This window comes from Chitinophaga caseinilytica (genome assembly GCF_038396765.1).
Classification (GTDB): Bacteria; Bacteroidota; Bacteroidia; order Chitinophagales; family Chitinophagaceae; genus Chitinophaga; species Chitinophaga caseinilytica.
This window is the reverse complement of the sequence record NZ_CP150096.1, coordinates 3,475,869-3,491,819: the sequence shown is the minus strand read 5'-3', so window position 1 is coordinate 3,491,819 and position 15,951 is coordinate 3,475,869. Positions and strand designations below refer to the sequence as shown.

General features: G+C 56.1%; 10 protein-coding genes. 1 reads left to right on the top strand and 9 read right to left on the bottom strand.

All coding sequences use genetic code 11. From position 1 onward, the window contains the following. Positions 1 to 60: 60 nt before the first annotated feature. Positions 61 to 1,086 carry a hypothetical protein gene (locus WJU22_RS14170; RefSeq protein WP_341838838.1) on the bottom strand — a complete coding sequence of 342 codons (1,026 nt, stop codon included), beginning with the start codon at positions 1,084 to 1,086 and terminating at the stop codon, positions 61 to 63. A gap of 114 nt (positions 1,087 to 1,200) precedes the next feature. Here WJU22_RS14170 and WJU22_RS14165 point away from each other — a divergent pair, with 114 nt between their 5' ends. Continuing rightward, on the top strand, positions 1,201 to 2,145 hold the full coding sequence (locus tag WJU22_RS14165) for a restriction endonuclease (RefSeq protein ID WP_341838837.1): 945 nt from the start codon (positions 1,201 to 1,203) through the stop codon (positions 2,143 to 2,145). A 30-nt stretch (positions 2,146 to 2,175) separates the two neighbouring features. On the opposite strand, the gene WJU22_RS14160 is transcribed toward WJU22_RS14165, so the two are convergent. The 8 genes from WJU22_RS14160 to WJU22_RS14125 form a co-directional block, all read right to left on the bottom strand. Further along, a complete protein-coding gene (locus WJU22_RS14160; RefSeq protein WP_341838836.1) occupies positions 2,176 to 2,610 on the bottom strand; it encodes an Hsp20/alpha crystallin family protein in 435 nt (144 codons plus the stop codon). A gap of 105 nt (positions 2,611 to 2,715) precedes the next feature. Continuing rightward, complete coding sequence (locus WJU22_RS14155) at positions 2,716 to 3,777, bottom strand: AI-2E family transporter (protein WP_341838835.1); 1,062 nt, start codon at positions 3,775 to 3,777, stop codon at positions 2,716 to 2,718. Between the two features lie 122 nt (positions 3,778 to 3,899). Then, positions 3,900 to 4,790, bottom strand: a complete 891-nt coding sequence (locus WJU22_RS14150) for an AraC family transcriptional regulator (protein ID WP_341838834.1) — start codon at positions 4,788 to 4,790, stop codon at positions 3,900 to 3,902. Between the two features lie 139 nt (positions 4,791 to 4,929). Beyond that, entirely contained in the window at positions 4,930 to 5,988 is a 1,059-nt protein-coding gene (locus WJU22_RS14145; protein WP_341838833.1) for a DUF4998 domain-containing protein, read from the bottom strand. A 19-nt stretch (positions 5,989 to 6,007) separates the two neighbouring features. Beyond that, entirely contained in the window at positions 6,008 to 7,186 is a 1,179-nt protein-coding gene (locus tag WJU22_RS14140) for a DUF5000 domain-containing lipoprotein (RefSeq protein ID WP_341838832.1), read from the bottom strand. Positions 7,187 to 7,208: 22 nt separating this feature from the next. Beyond that, positions 7,209 to 9,113, bottom strand: coding sequence for a RagB/SusD family nutrient uptake outer membrane protein (locus tag WJU22_RS14135; RefSeq protein ID WP_341838831.1), 1,905 nt, complete (start codon positions 9,111 to 9,113; stop codon positions 7,209 to 7,211). A gap of 18 nt (positions 9,114 to 9,131) precedes the next feature. Beyond that, on the bottom strand, positions 9,132 to 12,239 hold the full coding sequence (locus WJU22_RS14130; RefSeq protein ID WP_341838830.1) for a TonB-dependent receptor: 3,108 nt from the start codon (positions 12,237 to 12,239) through the stop codon (positions 9,132 to 9,134). A 413-nt stretch (positions 12,240 to 12,652) separates the two neighbouring features. Beyond that, positions 12,653 to 15,892 (bottom strand): glycoside hydrolase family 2 TIM barrel-domain containing protein, encoded by a 3,240-nt coding sequence (locus WJU22_RS14125; protein WP_341838829.1) that lies wholly within the window; start codon positions 15,890 to 15,892, stop codon positions 12,653 to 12,655. Between the last annotated feature and the right edge of the window lie 59 nt (positions 15,893 to 15,951).

Genomic DNA, 15,951 nt, shown 5'->3' with positions numbered 1-15,951 from the left:
GTCATCGTTTCAGGAGCCGTCAAAGCCCAATTCGGCCTTTCTCATATGACTGATTTTTAGTTATTGATATTGGATATAAACCGGGGAAGGTTGCAGCAGCAACACCTCGGCAGGCAGCATAAGGCGCCCGCCGGTAGCGGGGTCTATCTTGTAGAATAACTTGAACCCCGTAAACTGCGGCGGCTTTTTTCCGATATATGCCCCGTAGGTATCCTTTTTCCTGGCAGGTGAGCCGAAGCCGTCCATATTCATCACGAACTGCACTTCCGGCCGGCGGGTGATCGACTGGGCATTGGTGACCATCGCCTGGGTGAAGCGGTGAACGACGAGGATTTTAGGTGGCAAACCGTTTTCCCGTACCAATTCCGCCAGGTAACCGGAAACGGCATTGATCGTAGCCGCGTCCATGGTGCCGATGGTGGAGCACGGGATTTGTCCGCCGATCATATTGTATTCCGGGTCGAGGCCCAGGTGCACGTCGGGCATGGCCAGATATCCGGCAAGTGCTTTGGTTTCCGTGAGCGCGTCGCTGTGCCCGGTTTGAATATCGAGGAAAACGATCGCCTGGTGCCGGCGCGCCATATCGATGACCCTGTCGATTTCCGTGTGCGGCATCCGGAGGCGGTACATGCCGTCCCTTCCCGGTGTTCGCTGGGCGGTTACGGCAATGTAATGCAGGGCAGATACCGTGGAGATCATCGTATCGGCAGCTTCCCATAGCCGCATTTCGCCGGCTAATTTTTCCATGAGCGCGTCTTCCGGAAGGGCGCCCAGTATTCCCATGGCGGGGGCGTACAGGTTGCCGTAATATGCTACGATCCTTTTATATGGCAACAAAGCCCCCGGCAGCGGCGGCCCGTCTTCGGCGGCAGCCCACCAGGTAAGTGGGGCCCCGTGCGCCAGATGCCGGAGGGCCTGACGCCAGGCGGCAGTATCCGGAGGCAGAGAATCCGGCGCGATGCGGATGCCCGCAGGGACCGTATCCATATGTTCCCGGCCCAATTGCCGTATCATTTCCGTACGTTCCGTACAGGAACCCAATATTCCCGCGAGGACGATGCACCGTATCGTTGCAAGGAGCGCCATGGTAGGTGGTTTATACCCTAAAGTTAACATAGTACCGGAGCCGGGTAAATGATGTAAATACAGTGTCTTGATGACGTTCATACATCGCCGGGCCAGCCCGGCTGATCACGATCAATGGCGATGCGTACGGCCGTCAGCGTCTGTGACCCGCCAACTTCGTACTTTGGTAAAAACGCTGCATATGGAAGAAAAACAAGCGATACAGTACGTCCGGAAATCGGACGGGGGACTGGCGGCATTCTCGGAAAAAAACTGCGCCGGTCGCTCACCCGCTCCGGCGCTTCGGAGGATACGGCAGACGGGATCATCGCTTCCCTGCGGCCCAGGCTCTACCCCGGCATTCCCACGCGGGAGATCTATGACCTGGCCTTCGGCATGCTGAAAGACAGGATGCGCCCCGCCGCAGCGCGCTACCATCTGAAAAGGGCCATCCTGGAACTGGGGCCGTCGGGTTTCCCGTTCGAACAATTTATCGGGGAGCTCTTCCGCCGCAGGGGCTATACCGTACAAACCAACCAGTTCATCACCGGCCACTGCGTCAGGCATGAAGTTGACGTAATGGCCACTACGGCCGGAGAAAAAAACTTCATCGAATGCAAGTACCACCAGGCAGGCATCAAATGCGATGTGAAGGTGGCACTTTACGTACATGCTCGGTTCCAGGACATCGCCCGCTCATTCGAAAAATCCAGCCCAGGCAAACTGTCGGGTTGGCTCATTACCAATTCCCGCTTTTCGTCGGACGCGCTCCAGTACAGCAACTGTGTGGGATTGCAGTTACTGTCCTGGGACCACCCTTCCGGCAAAGGCCTTCGCGACGTCATCGACCAGCAGCAACTTTACCCGGTGACCTGCCTCACCACCCTCAGTCATTACGAAAAATCCAGGTTGCTGCACCTGGGGGTCGTGCTTTGCAGTGATCTGCTCGGGCGGCCCGATGCCCTGAACGAAGTGGCCGTTCCACCCGGAAAAGCGGATAGGGTATTGAAAGAGGCCAGTACACTCTGCGCAAAAGTGCAGCACCATCAACCACATAAAGACAAAAAAAGCCCCGCCTGACCGGCGGGGCAGCAGTTGCAGCAAATTGCCTTACTTCACCGTTACGTTCACGGTGGGAGATGTTTTTGTTTCTTCCTTTTTCGGTAATGTGATCTCGAGGACGCCATCGGTATATTTCGCTTCGATTTTACTGGCGATCACCGAATCCGGGATTTCGAAAGCGCGCGTGAAGCTGCTGTAATTGTACTCCTGTTTCCGGTAGTTATCCTTTTCCTCCTCATGCTTCGATCCCGTTTGGGAACTGACGGTCAGCAACCCTTCCGATACATCGATCCTGAAATCTTCCTTCTTCATGCCAGGCGCTGCCATGGCGATTTTGAATGCATCTTTGCCTTCACTGATGTTCACCGCCGGAACGGTCAGAAACGGTTTATTCTTCTTCCCGTTCATATCGAGCCATCCGGAAAAGAAGTCGTCCCACAGGGCCGGGAACATCGTGTCGGGTTGTAAAGAAAGCGTTTTCATGATACTTCAGATTTATAAGTGATGAGATGAAATTTCCATGATTGAAAATTACCCAGGATTGTCCCGACAAAGAATGACGCAAATACGGCGGTTGCCTGATCGATATCATCCACTCCCCTTTCCGGATGCTGCACGGGCCAACAACAACCGCCAATGCGCCCATTCATCCAGGTGGTCTGCCGCTATTTTGGCCATAGCCACGAATGGGATGAACAGGACCATACCGGCAACTCCCCAAACGATCCCGCCGGCAAGAATAGCTACCAGCGTAGCCCAGGTGCTCACGTTCAATTGCGCGGCTACTATTTTCGGGAAGATGATGTTGGCTTCCAGGTATTGCACAAAACTGAAAACCCCGATAACCCCGACTGGGTACCAAATGGACCCATGGACGGTCCACGCCGCTGAAATTGGCAGCAATGCGCTCACAATGATCCCGAAATAGGGAATGATGGTCATAATGGCCGTAAGCATCCCGAAGAGAAAGGCATGCGGCACATCGAGAAGGTATAGCCCGATGGTATTGAGGACACCTACGACCAGGTACACGAGAATCATGCCTTTGACATACTGAAAATATGTCCGGATCACCTGCCGCAGGATCGTTTCCAGTTTATGCGCGTAACGGTCGCCCGCCATCTTCTCCAGGAACAATACAAAAACCCGTCGGTGGAACAAAAACAGCGCGGCAAAAACAGGCGTCATAAACAACATAAAAAGCGTATTCGCCGTTACATTGACCGTGCCCCTCAGCACAGGGCCAATGAACCCCATGACCTGGCCCGCCTGGTCGTGCAGCCAGTTATCCTGCACCTCGAGCGTGATCCGGAAGTTCAACGCCAGCCATTGTTTTACATCCGTCAGCGATCCTTCCAGCTTAGCCGCCAGCATAGGCCAATCACCCAGGAACGATCGGAGTTGCCAGACAAGCAGCGCCAACAGCGCTGCAAACAGCGCGATGACGATAACGAGGCAAACCGTAACCCCCACCGTCCTGGAAGCGCCCCACCGCTCCAGGGTTGTACAAACCGGGTACATGATCATCGCTACCAATAAACCCATAAACAGCGGTACGAAAAGCGGCTTTCCGAAATAAAGCAATGACCCGCCAGCCAGTACGAGCACCAGGCTCCTGGCCAGATTATCTGTATTGCGGACTGGTTGCATGTGGTGATTTCAAGTGAACAATGTTATTTCCGACATTAACAAGTTCACTGAATTCCCCTGCATGGAAAATGACCGTAATCGCAGCAAAGCTGATCCTTATCACCCTGCCCGCCGCATCCACCCTATCCCGCTTCCTTCTTCCGCCGGCTCCGGTACGCCTGCGGCGACATCCCGATCTGCCGCTTAAAGAACCGCGAAAAGTAGTACGCATCTTCCATCCCCAGCCGCACCCCTACTTCATTCACCCGCAAATCCGTGAACAGCAGGTATTGACAGGCCTGCTGGATCTTCAGGTGATTGAAATACTCGATAGGCGAAAAACCGGTTTTCTGTTTGAATAGATAACAGAGATGGGACACGGACACGTTGAGGACAGCCGCCAGATCGGCCAGGCGGCACTTTCCGGCCAATCGTTTCTGCATATGGTCGATCGCGGTGTTGATCATGTTCGCGGAAAACTCTTCGCTGTAGGCGGCCGGCACTTCTTCGAAAAGACAATCCGCCAGGAAGCCCGGCAGGTGCAGGTTGGCGAACAGGAGGTTATCGGTGCTGAAGCCCCGCTCCAGGCGGTCGTACAGCTGGTTGAAAAACGCCTCGCGCTCATTGGAAAAGTGGATGAATTTCTTGATGAGGGCGTTGCCCTGCCGCAGTCCTTCCACGAGGGCATCGGCGGCGCTTCCGGCGAAATGGAGCCAGTAAATCGTCCAGGGTTGCACTTCGTTGGCGGCGTAGGCATGTGGAACGCCCCTGGGGATGAGGAAACATTCGCCCGGCTCCACGGTATACGCGGCATCGGCCAACTGCACTTTTCCGCGGCCTTCCTTGCAATAAATGAGGATGTGTTGCTCCGCGCCGGCGGCCCGTTCGCGGAAATGGTAATGGGCATTGGGATAATACCCGATATCGGTGATAAAAAGCCCGGAAATGGCGGGCTGGTCCCGGCAGGCACGCTGGTAGATGTGCCGCGGAATGATCACTGCTTTTTGTCCCTGAAATCCGTCGTGCTTCTTCATATCTGGTCGGTATGGCGTGGGTGAATCGGACACGTTGTTGTAACTGAATGGGTTAATCGTCGGTTTCCATAAAGCCTGAAGCCCGCATGTTATGCGAACTTCAGGCTTACGTTCATCTATTGTTCACTGTTAAGGCTGTTTACTTCGTCCAGACTTCTTCCATCAGGCGGAATGAACCATCGGCATTGGTATACTTATACCGCAATACGAGTTGCCCCGTTGCCGGATCGAAATAGCTCTTCCCGGCCGTGGGGTGGTTCGTGATCGGGTTCGTACCGCTAATATAACCGGATACATCGATGGTATTGTTTTCCGGGTGGATGGTCAGCGTCATTTTACTGTTGGCGTAGTTGGCGAGATTGGCAATATCGTCGGATTCATATGCCAGGCGCGTATTCGTTTTTCCCAACTGTTTGGCAAGATTGATCGCCACCGAGCCCGCCAGCGTTCCGTCGGCACTGTAATTGTACCGGGTGCCAACGGCCGTGTAATTGCCTTCATACGGATAGATGTACTCCAGCGAATCGCGGTAAGTAACGCCAAAAGTATCGATGGATGCGGAATAGGGGCGGTAAAACGAGCGGTAATACACCATGGTGCCAGGTTTCCAGTCGGGCAGCTCGAGCGTTTCCGCATCCGGCCCCAGTTCCAGCGTTTTCGCTGCGCCCGTGGTACTGGTGTACATCACGTCGGTTTTCATGTTGACGGTGTCGGGCGTGAACCAATGGGTGACGAGCTTTCCGGCGTTGAGCGAAGTGCCGCTGCTGGCGCGGTTCGACAGTTCCGAACGGTAGACGTCGCCATACACGCGGATGTTGGCCAGTTCCATTCGCGTAGAGCGGTTGCCGAGATCGTCGAACGAATAGATGGCGAAGGTCTGTGTGCCTTCGTTCACCCCGTTGATAACGATCCGCTGGCGTTGTGAGGGATCCGTGGTCTTGGATTCCGTGTCCAGCGAATCCTGCCCGTTATTCCAGAAAATGCGGTGCTTGCGGATAGACGGGTCGGTACTGGGGAACCACGAAAGCTCCACGCGCTTGTTCCCGGTCTCGATGGCCGCCTGCTGCATACGGCCGGGATAGATCACTTCCTTCCCGTCGAGCATGGATTTGAATGCGTCCGCTTCCTTTTTACATCCGCCGGCGAAAACGACGGCGATCATCAGTGCGGCGGTTATGTTCGTTCGTAATGATTTCATCTTGATGATTTTGAAGTGGTTATTCCGCGCCCCAGATCGTCATTTCCATGAGGTGCATAAAGTCTTCCGACATCGTTTCCAGCGTTTCGAAGCGGATGTACCGCACTTTCCCGGCGGCGCTCGGGAAATCGTAATCGAACCCGGCCACGGCGGCGTTGATATCGTCCTGGGTATTGGTGCCGAGCGGCGATCCGGAAGGTTTTTTGCAGTCGTATTCGCCCAACAGCTCCCAGGTTCCGTCCATACTACCATCGGGGTTAGGCGCCCTGGAGCCCCACACCCGGAAGCGTTTCGGGTTACCGTGGCTCCATACGAACGAGCCCGTCCGCGGCCAGATCTTGAACCGGCTCAGCTTCGCTTCCACGCCCATATCGAACGTGAAATGCTGCGGCATGTTAGACCCGTCGGGCGTGTGGAACCCGTACGGCTCCGCGATCCGGTCGTCCCAGAGGTAAGGCATGATCCATCCGTAATCGTCGCGCTGATCGGTCGGGAGCTGGTATTGTTTGAATTTGGTTTTGTCGAGCGCCTTTTCGAAGATCGGCGTCAGCGTGACCGACAGCGTATCGGAAAGATTGTTCCACTTATCCGTCACGAAAACCCTGAACTCCCGCTCCACGGAAGGATATCCGCGCACTTTGATGCGGATACTGTCTTGCGTCGTGAACAGTTGTTCGATCACCTCCCAATCATTGTACTGATCTTTGGCGAGGATGATGACGCCGAGGCTTTTCTTCTCCGGGTTCAGGGCCGACACGTAAATCCCCCCAAAATCGGGCTGCACCTTTACTTCCTGACGAACAAGCTTGTAGATGGGCGTTTTCGGCGTAACGGTCACTTTCACGGGGTCGGATTTAGCCTCGCTGCGCGTCACCACCGTGAGCGTTACGTCATACGGTTTTGCGTCCTTAAAACCTTCTACAATGAGCTTGTTGTCATAATAGGACGCTTTGGCCTGGCGGGTCTGCTGGTCGTTGATCCGGTATTCCGCGAGCACGTAGAGCAGGTTGGGGCTTTTGGGCAGATCGTAACTGATCTCCGCGCCGCCGTTGAACGGTACCACGCGCACGTTGCTCACCGCGCCGGGTTTTGTATCGTCTTCGGAAGGGAAACCCTTGTAGTTGTCCGATTTGTTGCAGCCGGCCAGGATCGTTCCTGCCAGTAGCAGCATGCCGGAAATGTATCTGAAATGTTTCATGATGTGGCTGTTTTGTTGAAGATCACCAGTAAGCGTTTTGAACGAGATTGGGGTTGACGGACAGGCTCCTGTCGCGCAGGGGCCAGAAGTAATCCTTCGTCTGGAATACGGGCGTGATGATGGATTGCGGGCGGTAATACCCTGTTGCCGTTTCCTTGTTGATGTCCCAGCCGCGGATGGGTTTGGACATGACGTTGGCGAGGGTTTTCCAGCGGCGGAGGTCCCATCCTGCCTGGCCTTCGAAACACAATTCGATCCGCCGTTCCTGCTGGATGATGGCGCGAAGCCCCGCCTGCGTGGTGTATTTATTGGGGAAACGGGAATATTGCGCCCAGGATTCCTGCACGGTTTTCAGTCCGGCGCGCACCCGCACGCGGTTGATGTAATCGTACGCTTCGTCCGACGGGCCGGCCGATTCATTCAGCGCCTCGGCATACAGCAGGTACAATGCCGCCAGGCGGAACATCGGCCAGGGATAATCTTCCGTGATGCTCACCCCTTTGTCGTACACGGATTTGTAATGCACGAGTTTCTTGGGCCAGTAACCCGTGGCGTTGTACCGGAAACCGTCCATCACACCGGCCGTTTGGCCGAGCTTGGCTTCCACGTGCAAAGCGCTCGCATCGGTCAGCACACCATTCCCGAACCAGATACCGCCGTCGAAGCCGAGGTTGGCGTAGTAGCGGGGCTCGCGGTAGAGGTTCAGACCGGCGGTGGTATATCCTTCGCGGACGTAGAATTTATTGTCGGCGTTGCCGTTCGTGGGGTTGAAGCGACGGGCATAATCCCAGTTCCGGTCTTCATCGATGGGCACACCGTTATTGGTATAGAAAAGTTCTGCGGTGTTGATGTTGGAGGGCAACCGGGAGATGAGCTGATAGTTGTCCTGCGCGGTGGCCGGGAGGCGGGCCGCGGCGTATTGCTGGTAGGAGAACGGCAGGTTGAGCGCCCAGATCATTTCTTCGTTCCATTTGAAGGTAACGGCGCCCTGGATGGCGAGCACGCGCTTCGTCTGATCGCTCACCGTGCCGAGGTTCCCCGGCGGCACGAAGCTGTACAGCCGGTAATTGGCTGCCTCTGCGGCGGTGATGGCCTCGCGGCAGGCCGTGGCGGCGGTTTCCCACTTCTTCGGATCGGCTGTGGTGGAAAACAGGAGTTGGCCGTCCTTATTCTTCACCCGGGCATAGTCGGGGTTGCCGTTGTACAGCGGGCTCGCCTGCGTGACCCGCACTTCCGCCTTCACCGCCCGTGCGATGTTTTTGGTGATGCGGCCCATCTCGCTCCCTTCCACCGCGATCTTTTCCGGCAGATCGGGAATGGCTTCCTCCAGCAGCGAAACGATGTAATTGAACGCGGTGTCTACATGCTCGCGGCGCACGCGCACTTCTTCGGTGGTGGCGTCGATCTCGGCGTTTTTGCGGATGAGGGGGATGGGCCCGTACATCCGGAGGAGCCAGTAATGGTAATACGCTTTCAGGAACTTCACCTCGCCCGTCCACCGGCTGCGCTCGGGGCCCGACAGATCGATCGGTTTGTGGATGTTATCCAGCATGATGTTGCACTGGCGGATGGCGGTGAACATCGACCGGCCGCTGTTGGCGCCGTCCCAATAGTTGAGGATCGGTTCGGTGATGTTTTGTCCGCCCGTGATGATGGTAAACCCGATATCGTTGAGGAATTCCCGGCGCGGGGTGTTCAGCGGCAGGGCGATTTCTCCCGAAGTAGTGAAGGCAGGGTGCTGTACCACATTGCCCAGTTGTTGCAGGGTATTGTAACAGGTGAAGAGGTAATTTTCCGCTTCCAGCCGGTTGCGGAAGGCGTAATCGATCGTGGCGGCATTGTCGGGCACCACGTTCAGGTAATCTTTACAGGCATTGAAACCCGCCGCCGTTGCGGCCAGCAAGGTCAGTATCACGAATCTTTTCATGCATTGCGGTGTTGGGAGTTAAAAATTAACGTTGAGGGCCAGGTTGAAAACCCGCTGCACGGGATAGTTCATGCCCGAACCCGCCAGCTCGGGGTCCCACATCTTGAAGGCGCTCCAGGTCAGGAGGTTCAGTCCGCTGGCGTAAATCCGGCAGTTCTCCATATACGCTTTCTTCGCGATGCGCTTGGGCAGGGTGTACCCCAGTTCCACCGACTTCAACCGTAAAAACGCGCCGTTCCGCATGAACCAGGTGCTGGGCCGGAACGTGTTGTTGGGATTGGCGTTCGCCGTGAGGCGGGGCCAGGTGGCCATGAGGTCCTGGTTTTCTTCCGACCAGTGATCGTCCGCATACGCCTTCAGCAGCTGCGTATTGCCCACGAAAGGCGCGGTGGCGTTGGGATCGATGAAGAAAGACACCCGGTCTACCCCCTGGAAAAACACGGAAATATCGAAGGCCTTGTAGCCGGCCGACAAGCCGAAGCCGTACACGATCTCGGGCGTGGTGGGGTAACCGATATAGGTTTCGTCGCGCTCGGTGATGACGCCGTCGCCGTTGAGGTCACGGTACTTGATATCGCCGCCGCGGGTAGGCACGCCGTTGAAGTTCTGCACCGGCGAAGCGGCAACTTCCTTATCGTCCACGAACAATCTTTCCGCGATAAACCCTTTCGCCTGGTTGAGCTTTTTGCCCACAGCGCGGCGCCAGGGCTCGTCCCACATCGGTTCTTCGTACGCTACGTATTCATTCTGCGCGAAGGTGAAATTCCCCCGGGCCTGTACCCATCCTTTCTCCCCGGCGAAATTCCGTTTGTAATCGGCCTGCAGGTCGAGCCCGCGCGCTTCGGCTTTGCCGAGATTGGCGCTCACCGTGGCTTCCAGGCCCATGCTGGTGGGGATGGCGCTGCGGGCCTGGAGGATCCTGTCCCGCTGCTGCCGGTAGATTTCCGCCGTGATATTGAACCCGCGGAACATTTCCAGCTCCACGGCGATATTGGTGGTACGGGCCACTTCCCAGGTTACGTCGTTGTTTTCGTAACTGAGGATGCGGACGCCGTTGCGGACATAATTATTGTTGATCCCGAAAACCGACGAATTACCACCGTTGAGGTTCAGGTTGGAAAGATAGTAGAACCGCGTGCCGGCAATGGCATCGTTCCCCACCAACCCGTAACTGGCACGGATCTTCATCCGCTGCACGAAATCGGAAATGCCGCCGTTCCGCCAGAATTCTTCGTTAGACGGTACCCACGACACACCGAACGTCGGGAAGAACCCGAACCGGTTCTTCTCCGCGAAACGCTCCGAGCCGTTGTACCCGAAGTTGAACTCCGCGAAATACCGGCTCTTGTAGGCATACGTAGCACGCCCCGCCAGCCCGATGTTGCGGAATGGCAAAGACGACTGAAGATCGGTAGCCTGCGCATTGAGCGTCTGCTGCCGCGTGGCCACCAGCGATCCGCTCACGTTGCTCGCCCCGAACTGGCGGTCGTAATCCAGCACGCCCTGCATGTACAGGAAAGAGGAAATCTTCCGGTTGCCGGGCGTAGCCACGTAATCGATATATTCCGTAGCCGCGCCGGGATCGGGGTTCAGCCAGGTGAGGGTATATTTGTCCGTGAGCTTGTCGTACCCCGTCACCGGGTCCACATAATAGTAAAACGGCTTATACTGCCGCACCACATCGAAAAATGAAAACCGGTTGGTGGAAATGAGCCCCCGGAACGTAAGCCCCTCTGTCACGAACGGCAGTTTCTGCGTGACCTCGAACTGGGCAGACATGCGCGACTGCGAGAAATTCTGATACCCTTTCATGATGCTGGCGTACGGGTTCGTGTACCCATACTCCGGCGTACCGCCGAAAAGAATGTGGCGCGTAGTCTGGTTGGCGGAATCCGGCGCGTAATACGCCGGAAAATCCACCGGGCTCGTATGGAGCACCTGGTAATACATGTCCGTTGCAATGGAGCCCGCCGGCGCGATGGGCCCCGTGTATTCGTCGAAGTTACCGGACAGGCGCACCACGGCTTCCGTAGTTTTGGTGATGTTCACATTCACGTTGGAGCGGAGCTGGTAGTTGTTCAACTTTGCATTACTGTTAAAACTGTTCATCTTGTCCACTTTCAACGTCCCGTTGTCGCGATTGGCGGCGCCGGAAATGTAGTACCGTGCTACCTTTCCGCCTCCGCTCACGCTGAAGTTCCCGGATTGGTTGAAGGTGCTGCGGCGGGTGATTTCCTTCATCCAGTCCACCACCGGGTACACATACGGATTGCGGTTGGGATCCTGCCGCATGCGGATTTCCTTTTCATTGTAGCGCGGTTCCAGGATACCGGAATTGTAATTGGCTTCGTTGTAGAGGCGCATGTAGGTGAAGGGATCGGCGAGACTGATTTCCTTCGTGGGTTGGGAGATTTTGTTCTCCAGCCTGAAGTTGATCATGGCCTTTCCTTCCTTGCCTTCCTTGGTGGTGACGAGGATCACGCCATTGGCGCCGCGTGCGCCATACAACGCGGTGGCGCTGGCATCCTTGAGGATGGAAAAACTGGCGATATCGTCTACCTGCAAACGCGCCAGGTCGGTGGCCGTCAGCTCCACGTTGTCGACCAGGATGAGCGGGTCGTTCTTATACCCGAAAGTCGTAACCCCGCGGATGAAGAAATTGGCGTTATCCGCGCCCGGCTGCCCGCTGCGCTGGTACGCCACGATGCCCGCCAGTTGCCCGGCTAATGCGGTGGTGAGGTTACTGGAAGGGATTTTCAGCTGTTGGGGGTTGATGGAAGTGACGGAGCCTACGGTGGCCTCGCGGCGCTGCTTCCGCCCGAAAGCCGTAACCACCACGTCTTGCAGCTTACTGGTGGCGATCTCCAGCACGATGTCGATCACCGCGCGGCCTTTCACCTGGATGGTTTGGGGAACATACCCAATGGCAGATACCTGCAGCGCACCGTCGGCCGGAACATCGAGCACGAATTTGCCGTTCATGTCGGTGGAAGTGCCCACGCCCTGGCTGCCCATCACCCCGATGCTGATACCGGGAAGCAGCATGCCCGTACTGTCTTGAACCGTTCCCGTGACGGTGATTTTTTTACTGGTAGATTGTTGTGTATAGCCAGGTATCCAGGACATACATACTAAAACGCAGCATAACAGTAGATGCTGCCAACGGACCGTCGGATGCGGGAATAGGGAGGCCCTCCCACCCCTGAACGGCGAGTAGCGGATCGTCATAACGTATTTGTATTTGGTTGAAAAAACTGTAGTGTGAAATTACCCATTTAGCAAGCCTAAACAATAGACAATCGTGCAGCGGGATGGACTATCTTACGGACTTCTGCGCAAGGATGTCCATCAACACATTAAGCCGCCAACTCACAGGGAACTTAAGAATTTCAACACCTTGCATGCTACGGTAACGGCGCTATCCGTCCGCACCGGCATGCATTTTACTATTACTAAACAAAAAACAAAACCAGCCACAAAAAAAGGTTTGATGAAAATACATTCACCAAACCCTTTTTATATAACAGAGAGTAGCATGCTTAGTCTTCTTCCATCACCACAAGCTGGTCCACGACCAGCCCGCTGTTATTGTCGGCGGCGAACTGGATGGCTACCTTGCCATCGTTGGTATCTTCCCGCATCATGAAAATTTTGATCCATTTCCCTGTTGCCGGGATGTCGCCGGTTTTCAGCTCCCTGCCTTCGATCGTGATGAGACCGGAGGCCTTGCCGCTGCGGGCGTTCAGGAGATGCAGATATACATATCCCTTAACGCCGGCGGGCGGTTGGAGCTCGATGGAAAAATTCCTCCCGGCCCAGGCGCTGACGCTGTCGCGGCGGATGGTCCGCAGGCCGGTGGCGCTGTATTTATAACCTTTGCTGGCGATCACGGCATCGTCTTCCGCAGCCCAGTCTTTGGAAGCGGAAGCGTTCCGGCCCGCGCTGATGAACAATGCCGCGCCGTTGAACTCGTTGGGCAGCGGCGAAGTGGGGGCCGCCACCTCGGTTTGGGCCAGGATTTCCTTCAACCGCGCTTCCGGCAGTGCCGATTTCGGACTGAAAGCCGCGCTGTTCATGTATTGCACGAGGCTGTAGTACAATTGATGGGCGTATGCGTTCGCAGGTTGACGAAGGTTGTATCCGCAAACCAGCAACTTCCCGGCGCCGATGCGCGTTTCGAAAATGCTGCCCAGTTTTTCGTTGAAATGGAAATCGGAAACAGGCTGCGCGATGGGTGTATATGCCGCCGGCATGCCGGTCAGCTTGAAATACTTCGCACCGGGCGTAATTCTAAACCATTGCCAGTTCGTGAAATCGCTCGTCGGGAAATGGCGGAACGCTTCGCTGCTGGTATCGATGCGCGAGCCGAGCGTTTCATTGCTCTGGCCCGGGAAGAAACTGGCGCTCCAGAAAAGCGGCGCAAAGCTCACCGGCGCCGAGGTCCGCTTGTTGCCGAGCTTGTCTGCCAGCAACAACACCTTCCCTCCTTTCGCCAGCACACTGTCTACCGAATGGTTCCAGGCATCGCTTACATAAATGCCGTCGGTATTGACCGTATGTTTTTCCGCCGGCGGGAACACGAAGAACTGCCAGCTGTTGCTATACTTATTGTCCGCGAAATACAACCGGAAAGTATATTGGCCTGCCTGGCCGGGGAAATCCCCCAACGGCAGGTTGAGGCTATCCGCTTTCGTGAGCGCGCCCTGCGGAAATACCGACTGGCGGGCCTTTCCGCTATGCAGCTTCTTTCCGGCGGCATCGGTGATTTCCCAAAGCAGCGGTCCATTCAGGTCGGATTTGAAAAAGTTCGCCACTTCCATGCCCATGCGCAGCGTATCGGCGTGGGTGTAGGTGAACGTAGGCGTGCGGACCAGCGGCACTACGGCATTGCTGTACCCGCGAAAATCTTTCGCGGAAGTGGTGCCTTTATCGTCCCAGAAACAATCCAGCCACCCGATGAGCGCTTCGCCCTGGCCCTGGTAATCCTGCAGGCTCAGCAGCTGGAACCCGGCGCTGGAGGGCGCCAGCTGGATATTCTCGATGAGGTTTTTATACAACAGTTGCTGCAGCTTGCCCGTGGAGCTGTGAAAATCCTTATCCTGCGAAGCCACACCGTTTTTCAGCGCCATATCCCGGAAACCTTCGAGGTTGCGGGCTTTCAGCACGCCGGTGTATTTCCCGATCTCGCTCCACAGCGGATGAACGGGCGCCTGCCCTACTTCATGCGCGATAACGGGAATGTTCGCCCGGCTGTAATTGGCTTCCAGCCCCGCGTCGGTTTTGTTCATGCTGTATCCGTAAGTGCCGCCCACCTCCGGGATGTTGTGCGTCACCATGTAATCATCCACCGGCATGATCTTCCGCGCCGTAGACACGGAATACAGCCTGCGCGGATCGTCGGCCTTGGCCTTTTCGATCCACTTTTGCATCACGTCGAAATCGGAATTGCCCAGTTCGTTGCCGATGCAGAAAAAGAGGAACGACGGATGATTGCCGTATTCGTCGATCACGCGTTTCATTTCCGCCTGCACGAAAGCGTCGGCACTGGGGTTCTTGCCCAGCCCCTGGGGATAGTTTTTCGTGTTCATCTCCGGCCGGGTTTTCTGTTCGCCGGCCATCCACCAATCCAGCCAGATGATTTCCGTCTGGATGTAAATCCCCATTTTGTCTGCCGCTTCGAAAGCCGCGCGCGGCGGCGTCCAGGAGTGGAAACGGACGGTGTTCAGCCCGAATTCCTGGTACTTTTGGAATATCCGCTCCCATTCTTTCACGTCGCAGGAAGGATAGCCGGTGAGGGGGAAATGTACACAGTCGAGGTTCCCGCGGACGAACGTCGCCTTTCCGTTCACGAGGATTTTATTCCGCGAAGCAGACACTTTCCGGAACCCGATCTTATCGTTCCACTGAACGGTATTTTCCCCCTGCTTCAATTCCACCTTTACATCGTATAGATTTGGACTGAATTCGTCCCACAGCCGGACATGGTCCCAGCCCACGGGAGCAAACGCCACCAGGGTATCGCCGGCTGGAATACGCAACTTGCGGACGGTGTTCTTCACCACTTTACCCGTTTTCGGATCGTTCACGACAACCGATGCTTCCACATCCGTGGCAACATCGCTTTTCACCATTACTTCCACCCGCATCTCCATTTTTTCCGCATCCGGGTAAAACTTCGCCCTTTCGATGGAAAAAGCCGGTGTGGCCTGCAATTCCAGCCGGCCCACGATGCCGTTCCAGATGCTTTGGGTGTATTCCGTATAGCCGTGCCCTTTATCGCCGATGTTATGAATGAGATCGTTGTTCACGCAGATATCGATCGTATGGGTGCCGGGCGCCAGTTTGCCGAGGGTATGGCGGTGCGGAACGTAGAGGGGCGACAGGCGGGAGATTTCCTTTCCGTCGATAAAAACCCTGCTTTCCCACAACACCCGCTCCAGGAACAGGCTCACCTCCTTCCCGGCCCAGCCCGCCGGTACGGTGATCTGCCGGCGATACCAGGCGGGACCAACATGTTTGTAGGCACGGGTCAGGATACCGTAATCGGAGCCCGTCGTTTTTTGTCCGATACGCGCCTGGTCGGTGGTCCCGGGCAATTGCATGGTATGCTGAAAAGTGCGCGGCGGTGTATTCCGGTTGAAATATGCGCTGTCCGCATCCAGCTGCACGGCCCACCTCCCGGCGAGCGACATCCGTTCCTGCGCCTGCGAAGGCAGCGTGGCGGCCATGCCGGCAAACAGCATCGATCCCAATATCCAATCGTTCGTTCTCAGTTTCATAAATTAAGTTGTTCGTTCAAAGTACAAGGAATCGGCGTTACAAACAATGGATGAGGGGC

Excerpts from the sequence above, each read along its gene's own strand:
- WJU22_RS14130 (WP_341838830.1), bottom strand. The coding sequence starts at position 12,239 with ATGTCCTGGATACCTGGCTATACACAACAATCTACCAGTAAAAAAATC.
- WJU22_RS14135 (WP_341838831.1), bottom strand. The coding sequence starts at position 9,113 with ATGAAAAGATTCGTGATACTGACCTTGCTGGCCGCAACGGCGGCGGGT.
- WJU22_RS14155 (WP_341838835.1), bottom strand. The coding sequence starts at position 3,777 with ATGCAACCAGTCCGCAATACAGATAATCTGGCCAGGAGCCTGGTGCTC.
- WJU22_RS14165 (WP_341838837.1), top strand. The coding sequence starts at position 1,201 with ATGGCGATGCGTACGGCCGTCAGCGTCTGTGACCCGCCAACTTCGTAC.
- WJU22_RS14170 (WP_341838838.1), bottom strand. The coding sequence starts at position 1,086 with ATGGCGCTCCTTGCAACGATACGGTGCATCGTCCTCGCGGGAATATTG.
- WJU22_RS14125 (WP_341838829.1), bottom strand. The coding sequence starts at position 15,892 with ATGAAACTGAGAACGAACGATTGGATATTGGGATCGATGCTGTTTGCC.
- WJU22_RS14150 (WP_341838834.1), bottom strand. The coding sequence starts at position 4,790 with ATGAAGAAGCACGACGGATTTCAGGGACAAAAAGCAGTGATCATTCCG.
- WJU22_RS14160 (WP_341838836.1), bottom strand. The coding sequence starts at position 2,610 with ATGAAAACGCTTTCTTTACAACCCGACACGATGTTCCCGGCCCTGTGG.
- WJU22_RS14145 (WP_341838833.1), bottom strand. The coding sequence starts at position 5,988 with ATGAAATCATTACGAACGAACATAACCGCCGCACTGATGATCGCCGTC.
- WJU22_RS14140 (WP_341838832.1), bottom strand. The coding sequence starts at position 7,186 with ATGAAACATTTCAGATACATTTCCGGCATGCTGCTACTGGCAGGAACG.